Here is a 23,004-nt window from a genome sequence, read left to right on the forward strand (position 1 = left end):
CCCCTCACCTCCACCGCACCTCGCCGGTGCCCAGCGCGACCGTCGCCCGTACCTCCATCGGCTCGTCCCCGCGGCGCGACAGCAGGAACAGCTCGTCGACCCGTGCCGTCATGGGGTCCAACAGGCCTTCGGCCAGTGCCGCGAGCCGGTTCGGGTCCCGGGTGCGGCCCAGGGAGAGGTGGGGGGTGAAGCCCTCGGCTCGGCCCGGGCACAGCGGGAAGCGGGCTTCCAGACGCTCCCGCAGCAGCGCCCAGGGCTCCTCGCCGGCCGCCGCCGGATCCAGCCACACGGTGGCGCCCTCCCGGTGGCCGAACCAGTGGACCCCGTCGAGCCGGGCCGTGAAGGGCCGCGCCCCGGCGGCGGCCGCCGCCAGCAGCGGGACCGCCCGCGCGAAGTCGTCCTCGGGCACGAACCCGAAGAGCACGTTGACATGTGGAGGCCAGCGGCGGACCTGGCGGTCGTGCTGGAGCCGGATGTGCTGGATCGGCGGCCACAGTTCCGGCGGCGGCAGCCAGGCCACGGCCGTACGGGGCGTGGGCGGCACGGCCAGGATCTCGGCGGGCTCGTCCTCGTCGTGGGCGTGCGGGGGAGGCGAGGCGCCCGGTACGCGCCCGGCGGTGGTGTCGTCCATACGGTCCACACCCGCGCTCCGGTCCCAGACCCGCTCGCCGTCCGCCTCGAAGAACAGCACCCGGTGCCACGGGATCTCCCCGCCCGGGACGAAGTCCGGCAGCGGCATCCGCTGGGGCGGGCCGCCGCGCTCACCGATCCCCATCACGAAGCGTTCCGGGTCGAGGCGCGGATCCCAGAGGACCCGGTGGTAGATCTGGTCGCTGGTGCGCACACCCGGCGTCTGCCCGGAGCGCGGGCGCTCAGCCGCCCCCGGGGCGAGACCGCGCCTTCACGCTCCGTTACACTGGAGGATTCGCCGCGTGCGGTCGGCGGTGGCGCCGGAAGGGTTCCTCGGAGGGGTCCGGGGGCGCCTCGCGAGTAGCGTCCCGTGACGTGGGGTACAGTCTTCCGCCCGATTGGCGGCCCGGCGTCCCCGTATGGCACACTATCCAGGTTGCTCGGTTGAGTGCCGATGCTGCGCGTCTCCCGCCGGGAGGACCGGAAGCGAGTCCCACAGTACTCGTCGACCCCATGCGGGTCGGACGTACGGGAATCTTCCGGGAAGCGTCAGCGGGGCCCCGGCCAGGCACCCGGTGGGTCATCCGTAGCGGATGCAGCCTCCCCCGGTCTCGCGGTCATCAGGCCCGCACCCCTTGGTTGGGAAATCCTTAGGGACTTCTTCGTAGAGGGACTGCGACACGCCCGACCGCGTGGGTCGGAGGGAAGGCGGTGTGGCTCCCACGAGCACATCACCCGGGTACCAGAGCGTTACGAGAGACAGGACTACTGAGTAGCCATGGCGGGACAGAAGATCCGCATCCGGCTCAAGGCCTACGACCACGAGGTCATCGATTCGTCGGCGAAGAAGATCGTCGAGACGGTGACGCGCACTGGTGCGTCGGTCGCGGGCCCGGTGCCGCTGCCCACTGAGAAGAACGTGTACTGCGTCATCAAGTCGCCGCACAAGTACAAGGACTCGCGCGAGCACTTCGAGATGCGCACGCACAAGCGCCTCATCGACATCCTCGACCCCACGCCGAAGACGGTTGACTCGCTCATGCGTCTCGACCTGCCGGCCGGCGTCGACATCGAGATCAAGCTCTGAGGTGACGCGCGAGATGGCAAAGAACATTAAGGGCGTCCTGGGCGAGAAGCTCGGCATGACCCAGGTCTGGGACGAGAACAACCGGGTCGTCCCGGTGACCGTCGTCAAGGCCGGGCCCTGCGTCGTGACCCAGGTCCGCACCAACGACATCGACGGCTACGAGTCGGTCCAGATCGCCTTCGGCGAGATCGACCCGCGCAAGGTGAACAAGCCCCTCAAGGGTCACTTCGCCAAGGCCGACGTCACCCCGCGCCGCCACCTGGTGGAGCTCCGTACCTCCGACGCCAGCGAGTACACGCTCGGCCAGGAGATCACTGCCGAGGTGTTCGAGTCCGGCGTCAAGGTCGACGTCACGGGCAAGAGCAAGGGCAAGGGCTTCGCCGGTGTCATGAAGCGTCACAACTTCAAGGGCCTGGGCGCCGGTCACGGCACCCAGCGCAAGCACCGCTCGCCCGGTTCCATCGGTGGCTGCGCCACCCCTGGCCGTGTGTTCAAGGGCCTCCGCATGGCGGGCCGCATGGGCAACGAGCGTGTGACCACCCAGAACCTGACCGTCCACGCCGTTGACGCGGAGAAGGGTCTGCTGCTCATCAAGGGCGCAGTCCCCGGTCCGAACGGCGGCCTCGTCCTGGTCCGTACCGCGGCCAAGGGGGCCTGAGGTAACGATGAGCACCATTGACATCCTTTCGCCGGCAGGCGACAAGGCCGGGACCGTCGAGCTCCCCGCGGAGATCTTCGACGCGAAGACCAGCGTTCCGCTGATCCACCAGGTCGTTGTCGCGCAGCTGGCCGCTGCCCGTCAGGGCACGCACAAGACCAAGCGCCGTGGCGAAGTCCGCGGTGGTGGCAAGAAGCCTTACCGCCAGAAGGGCACCGGCCGCGCGCGCCAGGGTTCGACCCGTGCGCCGCAGTTCGCCGGCGGTGGCGTCGTCCACGGCCCCGTGCCGCGTGACTACTCGCAGCGCACCCCGAAGAAGATGAAGGCCGCCGCCCTGCGCGGTGCCCTGTCGGACCGGGCGCGTCACTCCCGCATCCACGTCGTCACCGGCGTGGTCGAGGGCGAGGTTTCCACCAAGGCCGCCAAGACGCTGTTCGGCAAGATCTCGGAGCGCAAGAACCTGCTCCTGGTCGTCGACCGCGCCGACGAGGCCGCGTGGCTGTCCGCCCGCAACCTGCCCCAGGTTCACATCCTGGAGCCGGGCCAGCTCAACACGTACGACGTGATCGTCTCCGACGACGTGGTCTTCACCAGGGCCGCCTTCGAGTCCTTCGTGTCTGGCCCCCAGACCGCTGAGACCGAAGGGAGCGACGCCTGATGACTGAGGCCGTCGTCACGAGCAAGACCTTCTCGGACCCGCGCGACGTTCTCGTCAAGCCGGTTGTCTCGGAGAAGAGCTACGCCCTGCTCGATGAGAACAAGTACACGTTCATCGTCGCGCCCGGCTCCAACAAGACCCAGATCAAGCAGGCCGTCGAGGCGGTCTTCTCGGTCAAGGTCACCGGGGTCAACACGATCAACCGCCAGGGCAAGCGCAAGCGCACCAAGGCCGGTTTCGGCAAGCGCAAGGACACCAAGCGCGCCATCGTGACCCTCGCCGAGGGCGACCGTATCGACATCTTCGGCGGTCCGACCGCCTAAGGGCGGTCTGGATCGTCCGGAATCGGACGAGGACTGAGAAATGGGTATCCGCAAGTACAAGCCGACGACCCCGGGCCGTCGTGGCTCCAGCGTCGCCGACTTTGTCGAGATCACGCGGTCCACGCCGGAGAAGTCGCTGGTCCGCCCTCTGCACAGCAAGGGCGGCCGTAACAACACCGGTCGTGTGACCGTCCGTCACCAGGGCGGTGGCCACAAGCGCGCCTACCGCGTGATCGACTTCCGTCGTCACGACAAGGACGGCGTGCCGGCCAAGGTCGCTCACATCGAGTACGACCCCAACCGCACTGCGCGCATCGCGCTGCTCCACTACGTGGACGGCGAGAAGCGCTACATCATCGCTCCGCGTGGCCTCAACCAGGGTGACCGGATCGAGAACGGCCCCGGCGCCGACATCAAGCCCGGCAACAACCTGGCCCTCCGCAACATCCCGGTCGGTACCACGATCCACGCGATCGAGCTCCGTCCCGGTGGTGGCGCCAAGTTCGCCCGCTCCGCGGGTGCCTCCGTGCAGCTGCTCGCGAAGGAGGGCCAGATGGCCCACCTGCGCATGCCCTCCGGTGAGATCCGCCTGGTCGACGTCCGCTGCCGCGCCACCATCGGCGAGGTCGGCAACGCCGAGCAGTCGAACATCAACTGGGGCAAGGCCGGACGTAAGCGCTGGCTGGGCGTTCGCCCGACCGTTCGCGGTGTGGCGATGAACCCGGTCGACCACCCGCACGGTGGTGGTGAGGGCAAGACCTCCGGTGGTCGCCACCCGGTCTCGCCGTGGGGTCAGAAGGAGGGTCGTACTCGTTCTCCCAAGAAGGCGAGCAACAAGTACATCGTCCGCCGCCGCAAGACGAACAAGAAGCGCTAGGAGCGGGTTTAGATGCCGCGCAGTCTCAAGAAGGGGCCCTTCGTCGACGACCACCTCATCAAGAAGGTGGATGTCCAGAACGAAGCAGGCACCAAGAACGTCATCAAGACCTGGTCCCGTCGCTCGATGATCGTCCCGGCAATGCTGGGCCACACCATCGCGGTGCACAACGGCAAGACCCACATCCCGGTGTTCGTCACCGAGTCGATGGTCGGCCACAAGCTCGGCGAGTTCTCGCCGACTCGCACCTTCCGCGGCCACGTCAAGGACGACCGGAAGTCGAAGCGCCGCTAACCGCGGGGTGGAACGACTATGACTTACACCGAAGGGACAACCATGGAAGCCAGGGCCCAGGCGCGGTACATCCGCGTCACGCCCATGAAGGCCCGCCGAGTGGTGGACCTCATCCGTGGCATGGATGCCACGGAGGCTCAGGCGGTCCTGCGTTTCGCCCCGCAGGCCGCGAGCGTGCCGGTCGGCAAGGTGCTGGACAGCGCCATTGCCAACGCCGCGCACAACTACGACCACAGTGACGCCTCTTCGCTGTACATCAGCGAGGCGTACGTGGATGAGGGCCCGACCCTGAAGCGGTTCCGTCCGCGTGCTCAGGGCCGTGCCTACCGGATCCGTAAGCGGACCAGCCACATCACCGTGGTCGTCAGCAGCAAGGAAGGAACCCGGTAATGGGCCAGAAGGTTAACCCGCATGGGTTCCGGCTCGGCATCACCACGGACTTCAAGTCCCGCTGGTACGCCGACAAGCTGTACAAGGACTACGTCAAGGAAGACGTCGCCATCCGTCGGATGATGACGTCCGGCATGGAGCGCGCCGGCATCTCGAAGGTTGAGATCGAGCGCACCCGTGACCGCGTGCGGGTGGACATCCACACCGCGCGTCCCGGCATCGTCATCGGCCGCCGTGGCGCCGAGGCCGACCGCATCCGCGGCGACCTCGAGAAGCTCACGGGCAAGCAGGTCCAGCTGAACATCCTCGAGGTCAAGAACCCCGAGATGGACGCTCAGCTGGTCGCGCAGGCCGTCGCCGAGCAGCTCTCCTCCCGCGTCTCCTTCCGTCGCGCCATGCGTAAGAGCATGCAGGGCACGATGAAGGCCGGCGCCAAGGGCATCAAGATCCAGTGCGGTGGCCGTCTCGGCGGCGCCGAGATGTCCCGCTCGGAGTTCTACCGCGAGGGCCGCGTGCCCCTGCACACGCTCCGTGCGAACGTCGACTACGGCTTCTTCGAGGCCAAGACGACCTTCGGCCGCATCGGCGTGAAGGTCTGGATCTACAAGGGCGACGTCAAGAACATCGCCGAGGTTCGCGCCGAGAACGCCGCGGCCCGTGCGGGTAACCGCCCGGCCCGTGGTGCCGCCGGCGACCGTCCGGCCGGTGGCCGCGGTGGTCGTGGTGGCGAGCGTGGCGGCCGCGGCCGCAAGCCGCAGCAGCAGTCCGCGCCGGCTGCCGAGGCCCCCAAGGCCGACGCTCCCGCCGCCGCTGCCGCTCCGGCTGAGAGCACCGGAACGGAGGCCTGACCGAAATGCTGATCCCCCGTAGGGTCAAGCACCGCAAGCAGCACCACCCGAAGCGCAGCGGTATGTCCAAGGGTGGCACGCAGGTTGCGTTCGGCGAGTACGGCATCCAGGCGCTGACCCCGGCGTACGTGACGAACCGCCAGATCGAGGCTGCTCGTATCGCGATGACCCGCCACATCAAGCGTGGCGGCAAGGTCTGGATCAACATCTACCCGGACCGTCCGCTCACCAAGAAGCCTGCCGAGACCCGCATGGGTTCCGGTAAGGGTTCCCCCGAGTGGTGGATCGCGAACGTCAAGCCCGGTCGGGTGATGTTCGAGCTGTCCTACCCGAACGAGAAGATTGCTCGTGAGGCGCTTACCCGCGCTGCTCACAAGCTTCCGATGAAGTGCCGGATCGTTCGGCGCGAGGCAGGTGAGTCGTGATGTCGGCCGGTACCAAGGCGTCCGAGCTGCGCGAGCTGGGCAACGAGGAGCTTCTCAACAAGCTCCGCGAGGCCAAGGAAGAGCTGTTCAACCTCCGCTTCCAGGCGGCGACTGGTCAGCTCGAGAACCACGGTCGGCTCAAGTCCGTCCGTAAGGACATCGCGCGGATCTACACCCTCATGCGTGAGCGCGAGCTGGGCATCGAGACGGTGGAGAGCGCCTGATGAGCGAGAGCAACGTGACTGAAAACAAGACGGAGCGCGGTTTCCGCAAGACCCGCGAGGGTCTCGTCGTCAGCGACAAGATGGACAAGACCGTCGTCGTCGCCGTCGAGGACCGTGTGAAGCACGCGCTGTACGGCAAGGTCATCCGCCGTACCAACAAGCTCAAGGCGCACGACGAGCAGAACGCCGCGGGTGTCGGCGACCGTGTCCTCCTCATGGAGACCCGGCCGCTGTCCGCGACGAAGCGCTGGCGCGTCGTCGAGATCCTCGAGAAGGCCAAGTAATCACCTGAGGGGTTTCCCTCAGGTCAGTTCCGCCAGGCTCGGCGAGGGGCTCCGGCAACGGACCCCCTCGCCGGGAACCGGCAGACAATCAGGAGATAGACGTGATCCAGCAGGAGTCGCGACTGCGTGTCGCCGACAACACTGGTGCCAAGGAAATCCTTTGCATCCGTGTTCTCGGTGGCTCGGGTCGCCGCTACGCGGGCATCGGTGACGTCATCGTCGCCACCGTCAAGGACGCGATCCCCGGTGGCAACGTGAAGAAGGGTGACGTCGTCAAGGCGGTCATCGTTCGCACCGTCAAGGAGCGCCGCCGCCAGGACGGCTCGTACATCCGCTTCGACGAGAACGCCGCCGTCATTCTGAAGAACGACGGCGACCCTCGCGGCACCCGTATCTTCGGCCCGGTGGGCCGTGAGCTGCGCGAGAAGAAGTTCATGAAGATCATCTCGCTCGCGCCGGAGGTGCTGTAAGCATGAAGATCAAGAAGGGCGACCTGGTACAGGTCATCACCGGCAAGGACAAGGGCAAGCAGGGCAAGGTCATCGCGGCCTTCCCCCGTGAGGACCGCGTCCTGGTCGAGGGTGTCAACCGGGTCAAGAAGCACACCAAGGCCGGCCAGACCGCTCGCGGTTCGCAGACCGGTGGCATCGTCACGACCGAGGCCCCCATCCACGTGAGCAACGTTCAGCTCGTCGTGGAGAAGGACGGCAACAAGGTCGTCACGCGCGTCGGTTACCGCTTCGACGACGAAGGCAACAAGATCCGCGTTGCCAAGCGGACGGGTGAGGACATCTGATGGCTACCACCACCACTCCGCGTCTGAAGACGAAGTACCGCGAGGAGATCGCGGGCAAGCTGCGTGAGGAGTTCTCCTACGAGAACGTCATGCAGGTTCCCGGCCTCGTCAAGATCGTGGTCAACATGGGTGTGGGCGACGCCGCCCGCGACTCCAAGCTGATCGAGGGCGCCATCCGCGACCTCACCACGATCACCGGTCAGAAGCCGGCCGTCACCAAGGCCCGCAAGTCCATCGCGCAGTTCAAGCTGCGCGAGGGTCAGCCGATCGGTGCCCACGTCACGCTCCGTGGCGACCGCATGTGGGAGTTCCTGGACCGCACCCTGTCGCTCGCGCTTCCGCGCATCCGCGACTTCCGTGGTCTGTCCCCCAAGCAGTTCGACGGCCGTGGCAACTACACCTTCGGTCTCACGGAGCAGGTCATGTTCCACGAGATCGACCAGGACAAGATCGACCGCGTCCGGGGTATGGACATCACCGTGGTCACCACGGCGACCAACGACGACGAGGGCCGCGCCCTTCTCCGTCACCTCGGCTTCCCGTTCAAGGAGGCGTGAGCCGTGGCGAAGAAGGCTCTCATTGCCAAGGCCGCCCGCAAGCCCAAGTTCGGCGTGCGTGCCTACACGCGCTGCCAGCGTTGCGGTCGTCCCCACTCCGTGTACCGCAAGTTCGGCCTGTGCCGCGTGTGCCTTCGTGAGATGGCTCACCGTGGCGAGCTGCCGGGCGTGACCAAGAGCTCCTGGTAACAACCCACTTGGGTTGATACCGGGCTCTCGGTAAGTATCTGGTCGGCGGGGGCCCTCCCTCACATGCCGTAGGCTTGTGGGGTTGGGCGCCCGCCGCCCTGACCGACTTACTACGCCGTAGGTCCCCGCACCGCACCCGTCCCGCCACTGAGTGGGGAGAGGGATGGCGCATACAGGAAACCCCGGCGAGAGAGGCCGAAGGCCAATTCATGACCATGACTGATCCGATCGCGGACATGCTGACTCGTCTGCGTAACGCGAACTCGGCGTACCACGACACCGTGGCTATGCCGCACAGCAAGATCAAGTCGCACATCGCGGAGATCCTCCAGCAGGAGGGCTTCATCACCGGCTGGAAGGTCGAGGACGCCGAGGTCGGCAAGAACCTCGTCCTCGAGCTGAAGTTCGGGCCGAACCGTGAGCGCTCCATCGCGGGCATCAAGCGGATCTCGAAGCCCGGTCTGCGCGTGTACGCGAAGTCCACCAACCTGCCGAAGGTCCTCGGTGGCCTGGGCGTGGCGATCATCTCCACGTCGCACGGTCTCCTGACCGGTCAGCAGGCAGGCAAGAAGGGCGTAGGTGGGGAAGTCCTCGCCTACGTCTGGTAGTCGGGAACGGAGGAATAGCTAATGTCGCGTATTGGCAAGCTGCCTATCCAGGTTCCCGCCGGTGTGGACGTCACCATCGATGGCCGTACGGTCCAGGTGAAGGGCCCCAAGGGTTCCCTCGCTCACACCGTTGCCGCGCCGATCGAGATCGTTAAGGGTGAGGACGGCGTTCTCAACGTCACCCGCCCGAACGACGAGCGTCAGAACAAGGCCCTCCACGGCCTGTCCCGCACGCTGGTGGCCAACATGATCACCGGTGTGACCCAGGGATACACGAAGGCGCTCGAGATCAGCGGTGTCGGTTACCGCGTCGCCGCGAAGGGCTCCGCTCTGGAGTTCCAGCTCGGCTACAGCCACTCGATCACGGTGGATGCCCCCGAGGGCATCTCCTTCAAGGTCGAGTCGCCGACGAAGTTCTCGGTCGAGGGCATCGACAAGCAGAAGGTCGGCGAGGTCGCGGCGAACATCCGCAAGCTGCGGAAGCCCGACCCGTACAAGGCCAAGGGCGTCAAGTACGCCGGCGAGGTCATCCGCCGCAAGGTCGGAAAGGCTGGTAAGTAAGCCATGGCATACGGTGTGAAGATCGCCAAGGGCGACGCTTACAAGCGTGCCGCCAAGGCGCGCCGTCACATGCGCATCCGCAAGATCGTGTCGGGTACGGCGGAGCGTCCGCGCCTCGTCGTGACGCGTTCGAACCGTGGTATCACCGCTCAGGTCATCGACGACCTCAAGGGTCACACCCTTGCGTCGGCGTCGAACCTGGACGCGTCGATCCGCGGTGGCGAGGGTGACAAGTCCGCGCAGGCCAAGCAGGTCGGTGCTCTCGTCGCTGAGCGCGCCAAGGCCGCCGGCGTCGAGGCTGTCGTGTTCGACCGTGGTGGCAACAGGTACGCCGGGCGCATTGCCGCTCTGGCTGACGCCGCCCGCGAAGCCGGGCTGAAGTTCTAAGCCCCGGTTCCGGGACTAACGGACGTAACAGAGAGAGGTAAATCCAATGGCTGGACCCCAGCGCCGCGGAAGCGGTGCCGGTGGCGGCGAGCGGCGGGACCGGAAGGGTCGCGACGGTGGCCCTGCCGCCGAGAAGACCGCGTACGTTGAGCGCGTTGTCGCGATCAACCGCGTCGCCAAGGTTGTCAAGGGTGGTCGCCGCTTCAGCTTCACCGCGCTGGTCGTGGTGGGCGACGGTGACGGCACCGTAGGTGTCGGATACGGCAAGGCCAAGGAAGTTCCCGCGGCCATCGCCAAGGGTGTCGAGGAAGCCAAGAAGAACTTCTTCAAGGTTCCGCGCATCCAGGGCACCATCCCTCACCCGATTCAGGGCGAGAAGGCCGCGGGCGTCGTCCTGCTCAAGCCGGCTTCCCCCGGTACCGGTGTTATCGCCGGTGGCCCGGTGCGTGCCGTGCTCGAGTGCGCCGGCGTTCACGACATCCTGTCGAAGTCCCTGGGCTCCGACAACGCGATCAACATCGTGCACGCGACCGTGGCGGCCCTCAAGGGCCTGCAGCGTCCCGAGGAGATCGCGGCTCGCCGTGGTCTGCCCCTCGAGGACGTCGCTCCCGCGGCTCTGCTCCGTGCGCGGGCTGGGGCGGGTGCGTAATGGCTCGCCTCAAGGTCACGCAGACGAAGTCGTACATCGGTAGCAAGCAGAACCACCGCGACACCCTGCGCTCGCTCGGCCTGAAGAAGGTCAACGACGTGGTTGTCAAGGAGGACCGCCCCGAGTTCCGCGGCATGGTGCACACCGTCCGCCACCTCGTGACGGTTGAGGAGGTTGACTGACATGGCGGAGAACAACCCGCTGAAGGCCCACAACCTCCGTCCTGCCCCGGGCGCCAAGACCGCCAAGACCCGTGTGGGTCGTGGTGAGGCGTCCAAGGGTAAGACCGCTGGTCGTGGTACCAAGGGCACCAAGGCTCGTTACCAGGTTCCGCAGCGCTTCGAGGGTGGGCAGATGCCCCTCCACATGCGCCTGCCGAAGCTCAAGGGCTTCAAGAACCCGTTCCGCACCGAGTACCAGGTTGTCAACCTGGACAAGCTCGGCGCTCTCTACCCCGAGGGTGGAGAGGTCACGGTGGCCGACCTGGTCGCCAAGGGCGCGGTGCGCAAGAACAGCCTCGTCAAGGTGCTCGGCACCGGCGAGATCTCCGTGGCGCTGCAGGTGACGGTCGACGCCGTCTCCGGCTCCGCCAAGGAGAAGATCGCCGCTGCCGGCGGCACCGTCACCGAGCTCGTCTGAGACGACTCGATGGCTTGAACATCCGACCGGGGATGCCTCCCAAAAGGGGCATCCCCGGTTGGTCGTTCCTAGGGGGGCATGTCCGCCGGTAAGGTGGCGTGCACTGTTGCTGTAATACCTGGAGGCTGTCGACTTCAGCGACTGGCGTCGCAGACTCCGGGACACCGCCGCCTGGCTCCGGCCACGCGGCGTTTGACCGATTTCTATTCGTCGCACCTCAAGACCGTCACCCTTGACGCATAGCGCGGGGGTCGCAGGAGGCACCGTGCTCACCGCGTTCGCCCGGGCGTTCAAGACGCCCGACCTGCGCAAGAAGCTGCTCTTCACACTCGGCATCATCGTGCTGTACCGGCTCGGGGCACACATCCCGGTGCCCGGTGTCAGTTACAAGAACGTCCAGATGTGTGTGGATCAAGCGAGCCAGGGCAACAACAGCCTGTTCGGCCTGGTGAACATGTTCAGCGGCGGGGCGCTGCTGCAGATCACGATCTTCGCGCTCGGCATCATGCCGTACATCACGGCAAGCATCATCCTGCAGCTGCTGACCGTGGTCATCCCCCGACTCGAGGCCCTCAAGAAGGAGGGTCAGTCCGGCCAGACCAAGATCACGCAGTACACGCGTTATCTGACGGTCGCCCTCGCCATCCTGCAGGGCACCGGTCTGGTGGCCACGGCGCGCACCGGCGCCCTCTTCAGTGGCTGCACCGTGGCGGACCAGGTCGTCCCCGACCAGTCCATCTTCACCACCGCCACCATGGTCATCACGATGACCGCGGGCACTGCGGTGGTCATGTGGCTCGGTGAGCTCATCACCGACCGCGGCATCGGCAACGGCATGTCGATCCTGATGTTCATCTCGATCGCCGCCGGCTTCCCGGGCGCCCTGTGGGCCATCAAGGAGAGCGGCAAGCTCGCCAAGGGCTGGATCGAGTTCGGCACGGTCATCCTGATCGGCTTCGTGATGGTCGCGCTCGTCGTCTTCGTCGAGCAGGCCCAGCGCCGCATCCCGGTGCAGTACGCGAAGCGCATGATCGGCCGCAGGTCGTACGGCGGTACGTCCACATACATCCCGCTCAAGGTGAACCAGGCGGGTGTGATTCCCGTCATCTTCGCCTCGTCGCTGCTCTACATCCCGGCGTTGATCGCCCAGTTCTCCAACTCGACCGCGGGCTGGAAGACTTGGATCGAAGCCCACTTCGTCAAGGGTGACCACCCGTACTACATCACCGCGTACTTCCTCCTGATCGTGTTCTTCGCCTTCTTCTATGTGGCGATCTCGTTCAACCCCGAGGAAGTCGCGGACAACATGAAGAAGTATGGTGGCTTCATCCCGGGTATCCGGGCTGGTCGACCTACTGCCGAGTATCTGAGCTACGTGCTCAACCGGATCACTTGGCCGGGCTCGCTGTATCTGGGTCTGATCGCTCTCGTGCCGACGATGGCGTTGGCGGGCTTCGGTGGCGCGAACGCCAACTTCCCCTTCGGCGGAACGAGCATCCTCATCATCGTGGGTGTGGGGCTGGAGACCGTGAAGCAGATCGAGAGCCAGCTCCAGCAGCGCAATTACGAAGGGTTCCTCCGCTGATGCGAATCGTCCTCGTCGGACCGCCCGGGGCCGGCAAGGGTACGCAGGCTGCGTACCTTGCCAAGAACCTGGACATTCCGCACATCTCCACGGGTGATCTGTTCCGCGCCAACATCAGTAAGGGCACGGAGCTGGGTCGGCAGGCCAAGGCGTACATGGACGCCGGCAACCTGGTACCCGACGAGGTCACCATCGGGATGGCCAAGGACCGCATGGAGCAGCCCGACGCCGCCAACGGCTTCCTGCTCGACGGCTTCCCGCGCAATGTGGCCCAGGCCGAGGCGCTCGACCGGATGCTCGAGGCCGAGGGCATGAAGCTCGACGCGGTCCTGGACCTCGAGGTCCCCGAGGACGAGGTCGTGAAGCGGATCGCGGGTCGCCGCATCTGCCGCAACGACAGCGCGCATGTCTTCCACGTCTCGTACTCCGCGCCGAAGACCGAGGGCGTCTGCGACGTCTGCGGCGGCGAGCTGTACCAGCGCGACGACGACTCCGAGGAGACCGTCCGTACGCGTCTGGAGGTCTACCACACGCAGACCGAGCCGATCATCGACTACTACAAGGTCCAGGGCCTGGTGGTCACGATCTCGGCGCTCGGCAAGGTCGAAGAGGTGACCGAGCGCGCCATGGGCGCGCTGCGAGGCGGGGACGACGCGGCCGCCTAGGTCCGCGCGTACGAAGTGAGGCTGCGGCCGCGGTGCCCCTTGGTGGGCGCCGCGGCCGCAGTGCTGTTGGCCGTATCGTTGTACGAGCAATCCCCGAAGTCCGAGAAAGGCGTCAGCCGTCATGGTGCAGCTCAAGACCCCCGAGCAGATCGCGAAGATGCGCGAGGCGGGGCTGGTCGTCGCGGCCATCCACGCGGCGACCCGGGAGGCGGCGGTGCCCGGCGCCACGACGAAGGACCTGGACGAGGTCGCGCGCAAGGTGATCGCCGACCACGGGGCGAAGTCGAACTTCCTCGGGTACGGCGGGTTCCCCGCGACGATCTGCACCTCGGTCAACGAGGTCGTCGTCCATGGCATCCCGGACGAGAAGACCGTCCTCAAGGACGGCGACATCATCTCCATCGACTGCGGCGCGATCATCGACGGCTGGCACGGTGACGCGGCCTACACGGCGTTCGTGGGCACCGGTCACGCGCCGGAGCTGATCGAGCTCTCCCGGGTCACCGAGGAGTCGATGTGGGCCGGCATCGCCGCGATGAAGAACGGCAACCGGCTGGTCGACATCTCGCGCGCGATCGAGACGTACATCCGCCGCCAGCCGCGTCCGGCCACGGGCAAGTACGGGATCATCGAGGACTACGGCGGCCACGGCATCGGCACCGAGATGCACATGGACCCGCACCTGCTGAACTACGTCTCCCGCAAGCGAGGCAAGGGCCCGAAGCTGGTCCCCGGCTTCTGCCTGGCGATCGAGCCGATGGTCTCCCTCGGCACGCCCCACACCGAGGTCCTCGAGGACGACTGGACGGTCATCACGACCGACGGCACCTGGTCCTCCCACTGGGAGCACTCCATCGCCCTGACGGAGGAGGGCCCGCTGGTCCTGACGGCCCCGGACGGCGGCAAGGCGAAGCTCGCGGAGCTGGGCGTGACGGCGGCGCCGGACCCGCTCGCGTAGCTGGTCGCAATTGCCGGGGTTGTTCCGTCGCTTAAAGATCTTCTACGCTGGGCAAACTTCTCGGATTCGTCTTTTCCAGAGGCCTGACGTAGACTGATGCGTCGGCTCTCGTGTACCCGTGTGTCCACGCACGGTTGCGGGAGTCGATCAAGGTAGCCGATTCGAAAGGCGAAGCGTGGCCAAGAAGCAAGGTGCCATCGAAATTGAGGGCACCGTGATCGAGTCCCTCCCGAACGCCATGTTCAAGGTGGAACTCCAGAACGGTCACAAGGTCCTCGCGCACATCTCCGGCAAGATGCGGATGCACTACATCCGTATCCTCCCGGACGACCGGGTCGTCGTGGAGCTCTCTCCGTACGACCTGACGCGTGGCCGGATCGTCTACCGATACAAGTAGATCTTGCCCACACCCCGCTTCGGCGAGGGTGCTGGTCACTGACCCGGAGAACCTGACATCCCATGAAGGTCAAGCCGAGCGTCAAGAAGATCTGCGACAAGTGCAAGGTGATCCGCCGTCACGGTCGGGTCATGGTCATCTGCGACAACCTGCGCCACAAGCAGCGCCAGGGCTGACGCACGCCAACCTGCACCTCGCAGTTTTCGCGCGACGCAAGTAATACGTACATACGCAGAGCCCGCCCAGCCCACCAGGGTCGGCGACACCTCCGGCGGAGGCCGGGGACCCGGACGTACCACCTCTCATACGAGCGGTCGGCGGCCGGGAGCGGTTCTGCGGAAGACCTCCGAACACCACAGGAGCCATTGAATGGCACGCGTTTCCGGTGTTGACATCCCGCGCGAAAAGCGTGTGGAGATCGCACTCACCTACGTCTTCGGTATCGGGCGCACCCGGTCCAAGGAGATCCTCGCCTCCACCGGCGTGAACCCGAACACCCGCGTTCGTGACCTGGCCGAAGAGGACCTGGTCAAGATCCGCGAGTACGTGGACGCCAACCTCCAGACCGAGGGTGACCTCCGCCGCGAGATCCAGGCCGACATCCGCCGCAAGGTCGAGATCGGCTGCTACCAGGGTCTGCGTCACCGTCGTGGCCTGCCGGTCCACGGCCAGCGCACCAGCACGAACGCCCGTACCCGCAAGGGCCCGCGTCGCGCCATCGCCGGTAAGAAGAAGCCGGGCAAGAAGTAGTCCACAGCGGACACTGCGGATCCCCGGGGGGCCACTCCCGGACCCGCGTACCAGCGGTCTTCGCTGTAGGACCGACCACCTCCCTCCATCTGGAGTAAAGACATGCCCCCCAAGGGACGTCAGGGCGCTGCCAAGAAGGTGCGCCGCAAGGAAAAGAAGAACGTCGCTCACGGCCACGCGCACATCAAGAGCACGTTCAACAACACGATCGTCTCGATCACGGACCCCTCGGGCAACGTGATCTCCTGGGCCTCCGCCGGCCACGTCGGCTTCAAGGGCTCGCGCAAGTCCACCCCCTTCGCCGCGCAGATGGCCGCCGAGTCGGCCGCCCGCCGCGCGCAGGAGCACGGCATGCGCAAGGTCGACGTCTTCGTCAAGGGTCCCGGCTCCGGCCGTGAGACCGCGATCCGCTCCCTCCAGGCCACCGGCCTCGAGGTCGGCTCGATCCAGGACGTCACCCCCACGCCGCACAACGGCTGCCGTCCCCCCAAGCGCCGCCGCGTCTGACGCACGGCTGCTTGACTGAGGACTTCGGGCGGTACGGCTCTTCGGGGGCGTGCCGCCCGTACCCTTGCAGTACCAGCAGTACCTCAGGACATCAAATAGTGGGTGTCCATGACTGAAGGATTCACACCATGCTGATCGCTCAGCGTCCCTCGCTGACCGAAGAAGTCGTCGACGAGTACCGCTCGCGGTTCGTCATCGAGCCCCTGGAGCCGGGCTTCGGCTACACGCTCGGCAACTCCCTGCGTCGTACGCTCCTCTCCTCGATCCCGGGTGCGGCGGTCACGTCCATCCGCATCGACGGTGTCCTGCACGAGTTCACCACCGTGCCGGGCGTCAAGGAGGACGTCACCGACCTCATCCTGAACATCAAGCAGCTGGTCGTCTCCTCGGAGCACGACGAGCCGGTCGTGATGTACCTGCGCAAGCAGGGTCCCGGCCTGGTCACCGCTGCTGACATCGCCCCGCCGGCCGGTGTCGAGGTGCACAACCCCGACCTGGTGCTCGCCACGCTGAACGGCAAGGGCAAGCTGGAGATGGAGCTGACCGTCGAGCGCGGTCGCGGCTACGTCTCCGCCGTGCAGAACAAGCAGGTGGGCCAGGAGATCGGCCGTATCCCGGTCGACTCCATCTACTCGCCGGTGCTCAAGGTCACGTACAAGGTCGAGGCGACCCGTGTCGAGCAGCGCACCGACTTCGACAAGCTGATCGTCGACGTCGAGACCAAGCAGGCCATGCGGCCGCGCGACGCCATGGCGTCCGCCGGTAAGACGCTGGTCGAGCTGTTCGGTCTGGCGCGTGAGCTCAACATCGACGCCGAGGGCATCGACATGGGTCCGTCCCCGACGGACGCCGCCCTCGCCGCCGACCTGGCGCTGCCGATCGAGGAGCTCGAGCTCACCGTTCGTTCGTACAACTGCCTCAAGCGTGAGGGCATCCACTCCGTGGGTGAGCTCGTGGCGCGCTCCGAGGCCGACCTGCTCGACATCCGCAACTTCGGTGCGAAGTCGATCGACGAGGTCAAGGCGAAGCTGGCCGGCATGGGCCTGGCCCTCAAGGACAGCCCGCCCGGATTCGACCCGACCGCCGCCGCCGACGCCTTCGGCGCCGACGACGACGCGGACGCGGGCTTCGTCGAGACCGAGCAGTACTAGCATTCCCCGGTCCCGGGGCTTCGGCCCCGGGACCGGCACGGACTTCCGGCGGGCACTAGCCCGTCGGTAACTGACACCGGTACCTGACACGGCCGGTGCAGACACAAGGAGAAACACCATGCCGCGTCCCGCAAAGGGTGCCCGTCTGGGCGGCAGCGCCGCGCACGAGAAGCTGCTCCTCGCCAACCTGGCGAAGTCGCTCTTCGAGCACGGCCGCATCACCACGACCGAGGCCAAGGCCCGCCGCCTGCGTCCGGTCGCCGAGCGCCTGATCACCAAGGCGAAGAAGGGCGACATCCACAACCGTCGCCTGGTGCTTGCGACGATCACGGACAAGAGCATCGTCCACACGCTCTTCACCGAGATCGCGCCGCGCTACTCCGAGCGCCCGGGTGGCTACACCCGCATCACCAAGATCGGCAACCGTCGTGGCGACAACGCCCCGATGGCTGTGATCGAGCTGGTCGAGGGTGAGATCGCCAAGAAGGCGACCGTCGCCGAGGCCGAGGCCGCCACCAAGCGTGCGGTCAAGGAGTCCGACGAGGCCAAGGCCGCCGAGGCCACCGAGGCCGAGGACGCCAAGCCGGCCGACGAGGCCAAGGACGCCTGAGCGTTCTGAAGGCTGGTGAGCGGGCCCGTCCCTTCGGGGGCGGGCCCGTTCCGCTTTGTTCTGGTTCTGAGAGGAGCTGTCGCGTGAGCGATGAGGTGAAGCCCGGGTTCGTTCGGGTGCGGCTGGATCTGTCGTACGACGGCAGGGACTTCTCCGGCTGGGCCAAGCAGGCCGGGGGGCGCCGGACCGTGCAGGGGGAGATCGAGGACGCGCTGCGCACGGTCACCCGGTCCAAGGAGACGTACGAGCTGACGGTCGCCGGCCGGACCGACGCGGGGGTGCACGCGCGCGGGCAGGTCGCGCATGTCGACCTCCCGGAGCCGCTGTGGGCGGAGCACCGGGACAAGCTGCTGCGGCGGCTGGCCGGGCGTCTCTCGCACGACGTGCGGGTGTGGAAGGTCGAGGAGGCCCCCCCGGGCTTCAACGCGCGCTTCTCGGCGATCTGGCGGCGGTACGCCTACCGGGTCACCGACAACCCCGGCGGTGTCGATCCGCTGCTGCGCGGCCATGTGCTGTGGCACGACTGGACGCTCGACATGGACGCGATGAACGCGGCCGCCGAAGCGCTGGTCGGGGAGCACGACTTCGCGGCGTACTGCAAGAGGCGCGAGGGCGCGACCACCATTCGTACGCTGCAGCAGCTCTCCTGGGAGCGGCGGCCCGGAGGGATCCTCGAAGCGACCGTGCGGGCCGACGCCTTCTGCCACAACATGGTGCGCTCGCTGGTGGGCGCCCTGCTGTTCGTCGGGGACGGGCACCGGCCGGTGGACTGGCCGGGCAAGGTGCTGGCCGCGGGCGTGCGTGACTCGGCGGTCCATGTCGTGCGACCGCACGGACTCACGCTCGAGGAGGTCGGCTACCCGGCCGACGAGCTGCTCGCCGCCCGCAACCTGGAGGCGCGCAACAAGCGCTCACTGGGCACGGGCGGCTGCTGCTGAGAGGTCGCCGCGGTCACTCCCCGGGGGCGGCGGCCGCCGCTGACGCCTGGGTGCGGCCGCGGGCGTAGATCTGGTTGAACGTGAAGTTGGCCAGGTCGTCGCTGGTCGTGAAGACGCCCTGGTCGCCCTTGGACACCTTCTTGCCGTTGGTGAAGCCGGCCTGGGTGAAGTAGGCGTACCTGCCGAGGGAGTTGGCGCGGCGCAGGCACACCGTGGCCCGGCAGAAGTCGGCGACGCCGGAGCCGGCGAGCGGTGCGATGCCGCCGGTCGCCTGGTCCTTCGCGCGGAGCGCCTCGGCCTCGGTGGAGAAGACGGCGACGCCGACGGTGATGGCCACACCGTCCTTCTCGTACGTGGCGCGGATCACGCGGTCGCAGCCGTTCTTCTGCAGGACACCGCCGAGGCCGCCCTGCGTGACGGAGGCGCAGTCCGTCGTCGAGGAGGTCGCGCCCTTCGCGTAGGCGCGGCCGCTCATCGTGAGCTTCTTGCCGGGGAAGAGGGAGTCGGCGCTCAGCGGCGCGCGGTCCTTCTGCTCGGTGGCGATGAAGTCCTTGGGGTTCGGCGGGGGCGGCGGGGCGACCGAGGAGAACGACGGCTGGGGCTGCGTCGTGTCGCTCGGCAGGTCGGTGGCCGTGGGAAGCGCGGTGCCGTTCTTCCCGGGGTCGCCGGTCGCGGATTCGTTGTTGGAGGTCACCACGGCGGTCGCCACGATCGCGGCGACCGCGACGGTGGCGAGCGCGCCGCCGCCGATCATGAGCCAGCGCTTACGGCGTGCGCGTGCGGCCGAGGCGTCGGCGAGTGCGCCCCAGTCCGGTGTCTGCGGCTGCTGCTGGTGCTGCCCGAACGGCTGCTGCGGCTCTTGCGGCCACTGGGGTCCCCCGAAACTCATGCCGCGCATCCTAAACCGGTTGGGCGCAGGTCGAGACGGCGGCGACAATGCGGACCATGGGACATGTCGAAGCCGCGCATCTTGAGTACTACCTTCCGGATGGGCGGGTCCTGCTGGGAGACGCCTCCTTCCGCGTGGGGGAGGGGGCGGTCGTCGCGCTCGTCGGCGCGAACGGGGCCGGGAAGACCACCCTGCTCCGGCTGATCTCCGGGGAGCTCCAGCCGCACGGCGGCTCGGTGACGGTCAGCGGCGGTCTCGGCGTGATGCCGCAGTTCGTCGGCTCGGTGCGCGACGATCGTACGGTCCGTGACCTGCTCGTCTCGGTGGCGCAGCCGCGGATCCGTGAGGCCGCGAAGGCCGTCGACGAGGCCGAGCACCTGATCATGACGGTGGACGACGAGGCCGCGCAGATGACCTACGCGCAGGCGCTGAGCGACTGGGCCGAGGTGCAGGGGTACGAGGCCGAGACGGTCTGGGACATGTGCACGACGGCGGCGCTGGGGATGCCCTACGACCGCGCGCAGTTCCGCGAGGTGCGCACCCTCAGCGGCGGCGAGCAGAAGCGGCTGGTCCTGGAGTCGCTGCTCCGGGGCCCCGACGAGGTCCTGCTGCTCGACGAGCCGGACAACTATCTGGACGTCCCGGGCAAGCGGTGGCTGGAGGAGCGGCTGCGGGAGACCCGTAAGACCGTGCTGTTCGTCTCGCACGACCGCGAGCTGCTGGCGCGGGCCGCCGAGAAGATCGTGGCGGTGGAGCCGGGCCCGGCCGGGTCGGACGTGTGGGTCCACGGCGGGGGCTTCGGCACCTTCCACGAGGCGCGGCGGGAGCGGTTCGCGCGGTTCGAGGAACTGAAGCGGCGCTGGGAGGAGAAGCACGCCCAGCTGAAGAAGCTGGTGCTGAACCTGAGGCAGGCGGCGGCGGTCAGCCATGAGATGGCCTCGCGGTACGCGGCGGCGCAGACGCGGCTGCGGAAGTTCGAGGAGGCCGGCCCGCCGCCGGAGCCGCCGCGCGAGCAGGACATCCGGATGCGGCTGCGGGGCGGCCGTACCGGCGTGCGGGCCGTGACCTGCGAGGGCCTCGAGCTGACGGGTCTGATGAAGCCGTTCTCGCTGGAGGTCTTCTACGGCGAGCGGGTGGCCGTGCTCGGTTCGAACGGCTCCGGCAAGTCGCACTTCCTGCGGCTGCTCGCCGGGGACCCGTCGGTGGCGCACACCGGTACCTGGAAGCTGGGCGCCCGGGTCGTGCCCGGCCACTTCGCGCAGACCCACGCGCACCCGGAGCTCAAGGGCCGCCCGCTCGTCGACATCCTGTGGACCGAGCACGCGAAGGACCGCGGCGGGGCGATGTCCGTGCTGCGGCGGTACGAGCTGGAGCGGCAGGGGGACCAGCCCTTCGACCGGCTGTCCGGCGGACAGCAGGCCCGCTTCCAGATCCTCCTGCTCGAACTGTCCGGGACGACGGCGCTGCTGCTCGACGAGCCGACCGACAACCTGGACCTGGAGTCGGCCGAGGCCCTCCAGGACGGCCTGGAGGCGTACGAGGGAACCGTCCTGGCGGTGACCCACGACCGCTGGTTCGCGCGCTCCTTCGACCGGTATCTGGTCTTCGGCTCGGACGGGGTGGTCCGGGAGACGACGGAGCCGGTGTGGGACGAGCGGCGGGTGGAGCGGGCGCGCTGAGCGCGCGCGACGACCGAGGCCGATAACCCCGCGCACCGGCGCACCCGTCGGTAAGGTGCCTGCCGGGGGTGGGGCTATGCAGCCGGGGCAGAAGTGCGGGCCGTTCACCGTGCTCGCGGAGGTGGCCAGCGGGGGCATGGGGCGGGTCTATCTCGCCCGCTCGCCCGGGGGCCGGCTGGTGGCGGTCAAGACACTGCTCACCGACAGCGAGGACGACCGGCGGCGGTTCGCCCGCGAGGTCGGGCTCGCCCGGCGCGTGAGAGGCGTCTACACCGCGAGCGTGGTGGACGCGGACGCCGGGGCCGACGTGCCGTGGATGGCGACCGAGTACGTCCCCGCTCCCTCGCTGAAGGATCTCGTGGAGCGCTGCGGGACCCTCGGCCCGCGCGCCCTGCACTGGGTGGCGGCGGGCATGGCCGAGGCCCTGGTCTCGCTGCACACGGCGGGTCTCGTGCACCGGGACGTCAAGCCGTCGAACGTACTGCTGCCGCTCGACGGCCCACGGGTGATCGACTTCGGCATCTCCCAGGCCCATGACGTGACCCGTACGGAAACGGCCCTGGGCACCGTCGCCTACGCGTCGCCGGAGCAGGCGCGCGGCGAGCCGACGACCGCCGCCTCCGACGTCTTCTCGCTCGGCGCGACCCTCTTCTACCTGGCCGTCGGCCGCGCGCCCTACCGCGACGGCGGCGCGGGCCCGGCGTTGGAGCAGCTGGTGCGCGCCGCGACGGGCGACCTGGACATCGACGGGCTGCCGGGCGGGCTGGAGGCGCTGGTGCTGCCCTGCCTGGCCCTCGACCCGGCGAAGCGGCCCACCCCGGCGGACCTGCTGGACTACACCTCGCAGCGGCTGGACGGGGGGACCGACGCCCGGCGCGAGTGGCTCGGCCCGTCCTGGACGGCGGAGATCGAACGCCACCGGCAGGACCGGCTGCGAGCGGTCGAGGAGGCGAGCCGCCGGGTGGACCCGGACGCGGCGACGGCCCCCGTGCCGACGCCGCCGGGCACGGCGGTGCTGGAGACCGGGGCCGGGAAGTACGGCCGGCCCGATCCATGGGCCGGGCCGGGCACCCGGCCGGACGGGACGCGGGCGCACCGGCCGGCACGCGGGCGGCTGTGGTGGGCCGTCGCGGCCGCCGCGCTCGTCGTCGCCGGGACCGCGCTGGCGGTTGTACGTCCCTGGGAGGCCGACGCCCGGACGGTCGGCGCGCCCGTCGCGCCGCTGCGCGTCCTGGAGGTGGAGAGCGTGCGCCAGGGGGTGTGCTTCTCCGACCAGCCCGGGGCGATGCCCCTGGAGTCCCCGCCCCCCGAGGGCCGCTCCTTCACCTCAGACAACCGCGACAAGTGCGTGGTGACCAAGAGCACGGACGGGATGACCGTCGGCCGTTTCGAGGACGTCAAGGTCGTTGAGTCGGAGACGCCGGGCACCTGGCGGGTCAGTGTCACCTTCCGGGACGCCGACCGGTCCGCCTTCAGCGCGCTGAGCGGCAAGGTCGCGGGGCGGGCGGAGCCGGAGAACCAGCTGGCCATGGTGCTCGGCGAGGACAGGCTGGTCAGCCATGTCGTCGTGATGGAGAAGCTGACGGGGAAGACGGTGCAGATCAGCGGGGCCTACAACCGGAACCAGGCCGACGCCCTGGCCCGCGCGCTCGGTGCGCCCTGACCGGCCCGGGGCCGGGGACGCGTTTTGACCCGGGCGGGGGACGCCGAGTATTCTTCTGGTTCGTTATGCGTATTGGCTTGGTCGTTCTCACGCGAGGGGCCCTTACGCCGGTCCACCGGGCCGATGAC

Annotated in this window: 35 protein-coding genes; 33 read left to right on the plus strand and 2 right to left on the minus strand. The window is 68.0% G+C overall.

From position 1 onward, the window contains the following. Positions 1-4: 4 nt before the first annotated feature. Positions 5-844 (minus strand): RNA repair domain-containing protein, encoded by an 840-nt coding sequence (locus ACZ5VC_RS25090; protein ID WP_469122277.1) that lies wholly within the window; start codon positions 842-844, stop codon positions 5-7. Between the two features lie 564 nt (positions 845-1,408). On the opposite strand from ACZ5VC_RS25090, the gene rpsJ reads away from it, so the two are divergent. The 31 genes from rpsJ (at position 1,409) to truA (ending at position 18,645) form a co-directional block, all read left to right on the plus strand. Further along, positions 1,409-1,717, plus strand: a complete 309-nt coding sequence (rpsJ, locus tag ACZ5VC_RS25095; RefSeq protein WP_003948644.1) for a 30S ribosomal protein S10 — start codon at positions 1,409-1,411, stop codon at positions 1,715-1,717. 13 nt (positions 1,718-1,730) lie between these two features. Continuing rightward, positions 1,731-2,375, plus strand: coding sequence for a 50S ribosomal protein L3 (gene rplC, locus ACZ5VC_RS25100; protein WP_468708364.1), 645 nt, complete (start codon positions 1,731-1,733; stop codon positions 2,373-2,375). A 7-nt stretch (positions 2,376-2,382) separates the two neighbouring features. Continuing rightward, the gene (rplD, locus tag ACZ5VC_RS25105; protein ID WP_469122278.1) at positions 2,383-3,033 is read left to right on the plus strand and encodes a 50S ribosomal protein L4; all 651 of its coding nucleotides are present in this window, start codon (positions 2,383-2,385) and stop codon (positions 3,031-3,033) included. Continuing rightward, positions 3,033-3,356: a 50S ribosomal protein L23 gene (rplW, locus tag ACZ5VC_RS25110; RefSeq protein WP_147980752.1), complete on the plus strand. Its 324-nt coding sequence runs from the start codon at positions 3,033-3,035 to the stop codon at positions 3,354-3,356. The genes rplD and rplW overlap by 1 nt, the downstream gene beginning before the upstream one ends. A 40-nt stretch (positions 3,357-3,396) precedes the next feature. Beyond that, the gene (gene rplB, locus ACZ5VC_RS25115; protein WP_344363073.1) at positions 3,397-4,233 is read left to right on the plus strand and encodes a 50S ribosomal protein L2; all 837 of its coding nucleotides are present in this window, start codon (positions 3,397-3,399) and stop codon (positions 4,231-4,233) included. A gap of 12 nt (positions 4,234-4,245) precedes the next feature. Continuing rightward, positions 4,246-4,527: a 30S ribosomal protein S19 gene (gene rpsS, locus ACZ5VC_RS25120; RefSeq protein WP_003948639.1), complete on the plus strand. Its 282-nt coding sequence runs from the start codon at positions 4,246-4,248 to the stop codon at positions 4,525-4,527. Positions 4,528-4,569: 42 nt separating this feature from the next. Beyond that, entirely contained in the window at positions 4,570-4,917 is a 348-nt protein-coding gene (rplV, locus tag ACZ5VC_RS25125; RefSeq protein ID WP_030208989.1) for a 50S ribosomal protein L22, read from the plus strand. After that, positions 4,917-5,765: a 30S ribosomal protein S3 gene (rpsC, locus tag ACZ5VC_RS25130; RefSeq protein WP_468708358.1), complete on the plus strand. Its 849-nt coding sequence runs from the start codon at positions 4,917-4,919 to the stop codon at positions 5,763-5,765. The genes rplV and rpsC overlap by 1 nt, the downstream gene beginning before the upstream one ends. Positions 5,766-5,770: 5 nt before the next feature. Beyond that, positions 5,771-6,190 (plus strand): 50S ribosomal protein L16, encoded by a 420-nt coding sequence (gene rplP, locus ACZ5VC_RS25135; RefSeq protein ID WP_014047785.1) that lies wholly within the window; start codon positions 5,771-5,773, stop codon positions 6,188-6,190. After that, entirely contained in the window at positions 6,190-6,414 is a 225-nt protein-coding gene (rpmC, locus tag ACZ5VC_RS25140) for a 50S ribosomal protein L29 (RefSeq protein ID WP_015035581.1), read from the plus strand. Before rplP ends, rpmC begins: the two co-directional genes overlap by 1 nt. Further along, positions 6,414-6,698 (plus strand): 30S ribosomal protein S17, encoded by a 285-nt coding sequence (gene rpsQ / locus ACZ5VC_RS25145; protein WP_093656384.1) that lies wholly within the window; start codon positions 6,414-6,416, stop codon positions 6,696-6,698. Before rpmC ends, rpsQ begins: the two co-directional genes overlap by 1 nt. Positions 6,699-6,799: 101 nt before the next feature. After that, positions 6,800-7,168, plus strand: a complete 369-nt coding sequence (gene rplN, locus ACZ5VC_RS25150; RefSeq protein ID WP_003956455.1) for a 50S ribosomal protein L14 — start codon at positions 6,800-6,802, stop codon at positions 7,166-7,168. 2 nt (positions 7,169-7,170) lie between these two features. Continuing rightward, entirely contained in the window at positions 7,171-7,494 is a 324-nt protein-coding gene (rplX, locus tag ACZ5VC_RS25155) for a 50S ribosomal protein L24 (protein ID WP_019888758.1), read from the plus strand. Then, complete coding sequence (rplE, locus tag ACZ5VC_RS25160; protein WP_019888759.1) at positions 7,494-8,051, plus strand: 50S ribosomal protein L5; 558 nt, start codon at positions 7,494-7,496, stop codon at positions 8,049-8,051. Before rplX ends, rplE begins: the two co-directional genes overlap by 1 nt. Positions 8,052-8,054: 3 nt before the next feature. Next, on the plus strand, positions 8,055-8,240 hold the full coding sequence (locus ACZ5VC_RS25165) for a type Z 30S ribosomal protein S14 (protein WP_003956452.1): 186 nt from the start codon (positions 8,055-8,057) through the stop codon (positions 8,238-8,240). Positions 8,241-8,449: 209 nt separating this feature from the next. After that, the gene (gene rpsH / locus ACZ5VC_RS25170) at positions 8,450-8,848 is read left to right on the plus strand and encodes a 30S ribosomal protein S8 (RefSeq protein ID WP_018528360.1); all 399 of its coding nucleotides are present in this window, start codon (positions 8,450-8,452) and stop codon (positions 8,846-8,848) included. Positions 8,849-8,869: 21 nt separating this feature from the next. Continuing rightward, entirely contained in the window at positions 8,870-9,409 is a 540-nt protein-coding gene (rplF, locus tag ACZ5VC_RS25175; protein WP_468708356.1) for a 50S ribosomal protein L6, read from the plus strand. Positions 9,410-9,412: 3 nt separating this feature from the next. Then, a complete protein-coding gene (gene rplR, locus ACZ5VC_RS25180) occupies positions 9,413-9,796 on the plus strand; it encodes a 50S ribosomal protein L18 (RefSeq protein ID WP_469122279.1) in 384 nt (127 codons plus the stop codon). A 46-nt stretch (positions 9,797-9,842) separates the two neighbouring features. Further along, positions 9,843-10,445, plus strand: coding sequence for a 30S ribosomal protein S5 (gene rpsE / locus ACZ5VC_RS25185; RefSeq protein WP_254372698.1), 603 nt, complete (start codon positions 9,843-9,845; stop codon positions 10,443-10,445). Continuing rightward, positions 10,445-10,627 carry a 50S ribosomal protein L30 gene (gene rpmD, locus ACZ5VC_RS25190; protein WP_015035589.1) on the plus strand — a complete coding sequence of 61 codons (183 nt, stop codon included), beginning with the start codon at positions 10,445-10,447 and terminating at the stop codon, positions 10,625-10,627. The genes rpsE and rpmD overlap by 1 nt, the downstream gene beginning before the upstream one ends. Before the next feature lies 1 nt (position 10,628). Continuing rightward, the gene (gene rplO / locus ACZ5VC_RS25195) at positions 10,629-11,084 is read left to right on the plus strand and encodes a 50S ribosomal protein L15 (protein ID WP_468708352.1); all 456 of its coding nucleotides are present in this window, start codon (positions 10,629-10,631) and stop codon (positions 11,082-11,084) included. Between the two features lie 265 nt (positions 11,085-11,349). Further along, the gene (gene secY, locus ACZ5VC_RS25200; protein WP_468708351.1) at positions 11,350-12,669 is read left to right on the plus strand and encodes a preprotein translocase subunit SecY; all 1,320 of its coding nucleotides are present in this window, start codon (positions 11,350-11,352) and stop codon (positions 12,667-12,669) included. After that, positions 12,669-13,334 (plus strand): adenylate kinase, encoded by a 666-nt coding sequence (locus tag ACZ5VC_RS25205; protein WP_469122280.1) that lies wholly within the window; start codon positions 12,669-12,671, stop codon positions 13,332-13,334. The genes secY and ACZ5VC_RS25205 overlap by 1 nt, the downstream gene beginning before the upstream one ends. A gap of 121 nt (positions 13,335-13,455) precedes the next feature. Continuing rightward, the gene (gene map / locus ACZ5VC_RS25210; RefSeq protein ID WP_468708346.1) at positions 13,456-14,292 is read left to right on the plus strand and encodes a type I methionyl aminopeptidase; all 837 of its coding nucleotides are present in this window, start codon (positions 13,456-13,458) and stop codon (positions 14,290-14,292) included. A gap of 175 nt (positions 14,293-14,467) precedes the next feature. Further along, the gene (gene infA / locus ACZ5VC_RS25215; RefSeq protein WP_003956442.1) at positions 14,468-14,689 is read left to right on the plus strand and encodes a translation initiation factor IF-1; all 222 of its coding nucleotides are present in this window, start codon (positions 14,468-14,470) and stop codon (positions 14,687-14,689) included. Positions 14,690-14,751: 62 nt separating this feature from the next. Then, positions 14,752-14,865, plus strand: a complete 114-nt coding sequence (gene rpmJ, locus ACZ5VC_RS25220) for a 50S ribosomal protein L36 (RefSeq protein ID WP_003956441.1) — start codon at positions 14,752-14,754, stop codon at positions 14,863-14,865. A 193-nt stretch (positions 14,866-15,058) separates the two neighbouring features. After that, positions 15,059-15,439, plus strand: coding sequence for a 30S ribosomal protein S13 (rpsM, locus tag ACZ5VC_RS25225; RefSeq protein ID WP_365718491.1), 381 nt, complete (start codon positions 15,059-15,061; stop codon positions 15,437-15,439). Positions 15,440-15,541: 102 nt separating this feature from the next. Then, complete coding sequence (gene rpsK / locus ACZ5VC_RS25230) at positions 15,542-15,946, plus strand: 30S ribosomal protein S11 (protein WP_003956432.1); 405 nt, start codon at positions 15,542-15,544, stop codon at positions 15,944-15,946. Between the two features lie 128 nt (positions 15,947-16,074). Then, positions 16,075-17,097, plus strand: a complete 1,023-nt coding sequence (locus ACZ5VC_RS25235) for a DNA-directed RNA polymerase subunit alpha (protein ID WP_003956430.1) — start codon at positions 16,075-16,077, stop codon at positions 17,095-17,097. Positions 17,098-17,215: 118 nt separating this feature from the next. Next, positions 17,216-17,707 (plus strand): 50S ribosomal protein L17, encoded by a 492-nt coding sequence (gene rplQ, locus ACZ5VC_RS25240; RefSeq protein WP_468708343.1) that lies wholly within the window; start codon positions 17,216-17,218, stop codon positions 17,705-17,707. 83 nt (positions 17,708-17,790) lie between these two features. Next, positions 17,791-18,645 carry a tRNA pseudouridine(38-40) synthase TruA gene (truA, locus tag ACZ5VC_RS25245; protein ID WP_469122281.1) on the plus strand — a complete coding sequence of 285 codons (855 nt, stop codon included), beginning with the start codon at positions 17,791-17,793 and terminating at the stop codon, positions 18,643-18,645. Positions 18,646-18,658: 13 nt separating this feature from the next. Here truA and ACZ5VC_RS25250 read toward each other — a convergent pair whose 3' ends face one another. Then, positions 18,659-19,534, minus strand: a complete 876-nt coding sequence (locus ACZ5VC_RS25250) for a hypothetical protein (RefSeq protein ID WP_469122282.1) — start codon at positions 19,532-19,534, stop codon at positions 18,659-18,661. Between the two features lie 56 nt (positions 19,535-19,590). Between ACZ5VC_RS25250 and ACZ5VC_RS25255 the strand changes: the two genes are divergently transcribed. Beyond that, positions 19,591-21,213, plus strand: a complete 1,623-nt coding sequence (locus ACZ5VC_RS25255) for an ABC-F family ATP-binding cassette domain-containing protein (protein WP_469122283.1) — start codon at positions 19,591-19,593, stop codon at positions 21,211-21,213. A 76-nt stretch (positions 21,214-21,289) separates the two neighbouring features. Then, the gene (locus ACZ5VC_RS25260; RefSeq protein WP_469122284.1) at positions 21,290-22,876 is read left to right on the plus strand and encodes a serine/threonine-protein kinase; all 1,587 of its coding nucleotides are present in this window, start codon (positions 21,290-21,292) and stop codon (positions 22,874-22,876) included. Positions 22,877-23,004: the final 128 nt, after the last annotated feature.

Source organism: Streptomyces sp. NPDC033174 (assembly GCF_055577795.1).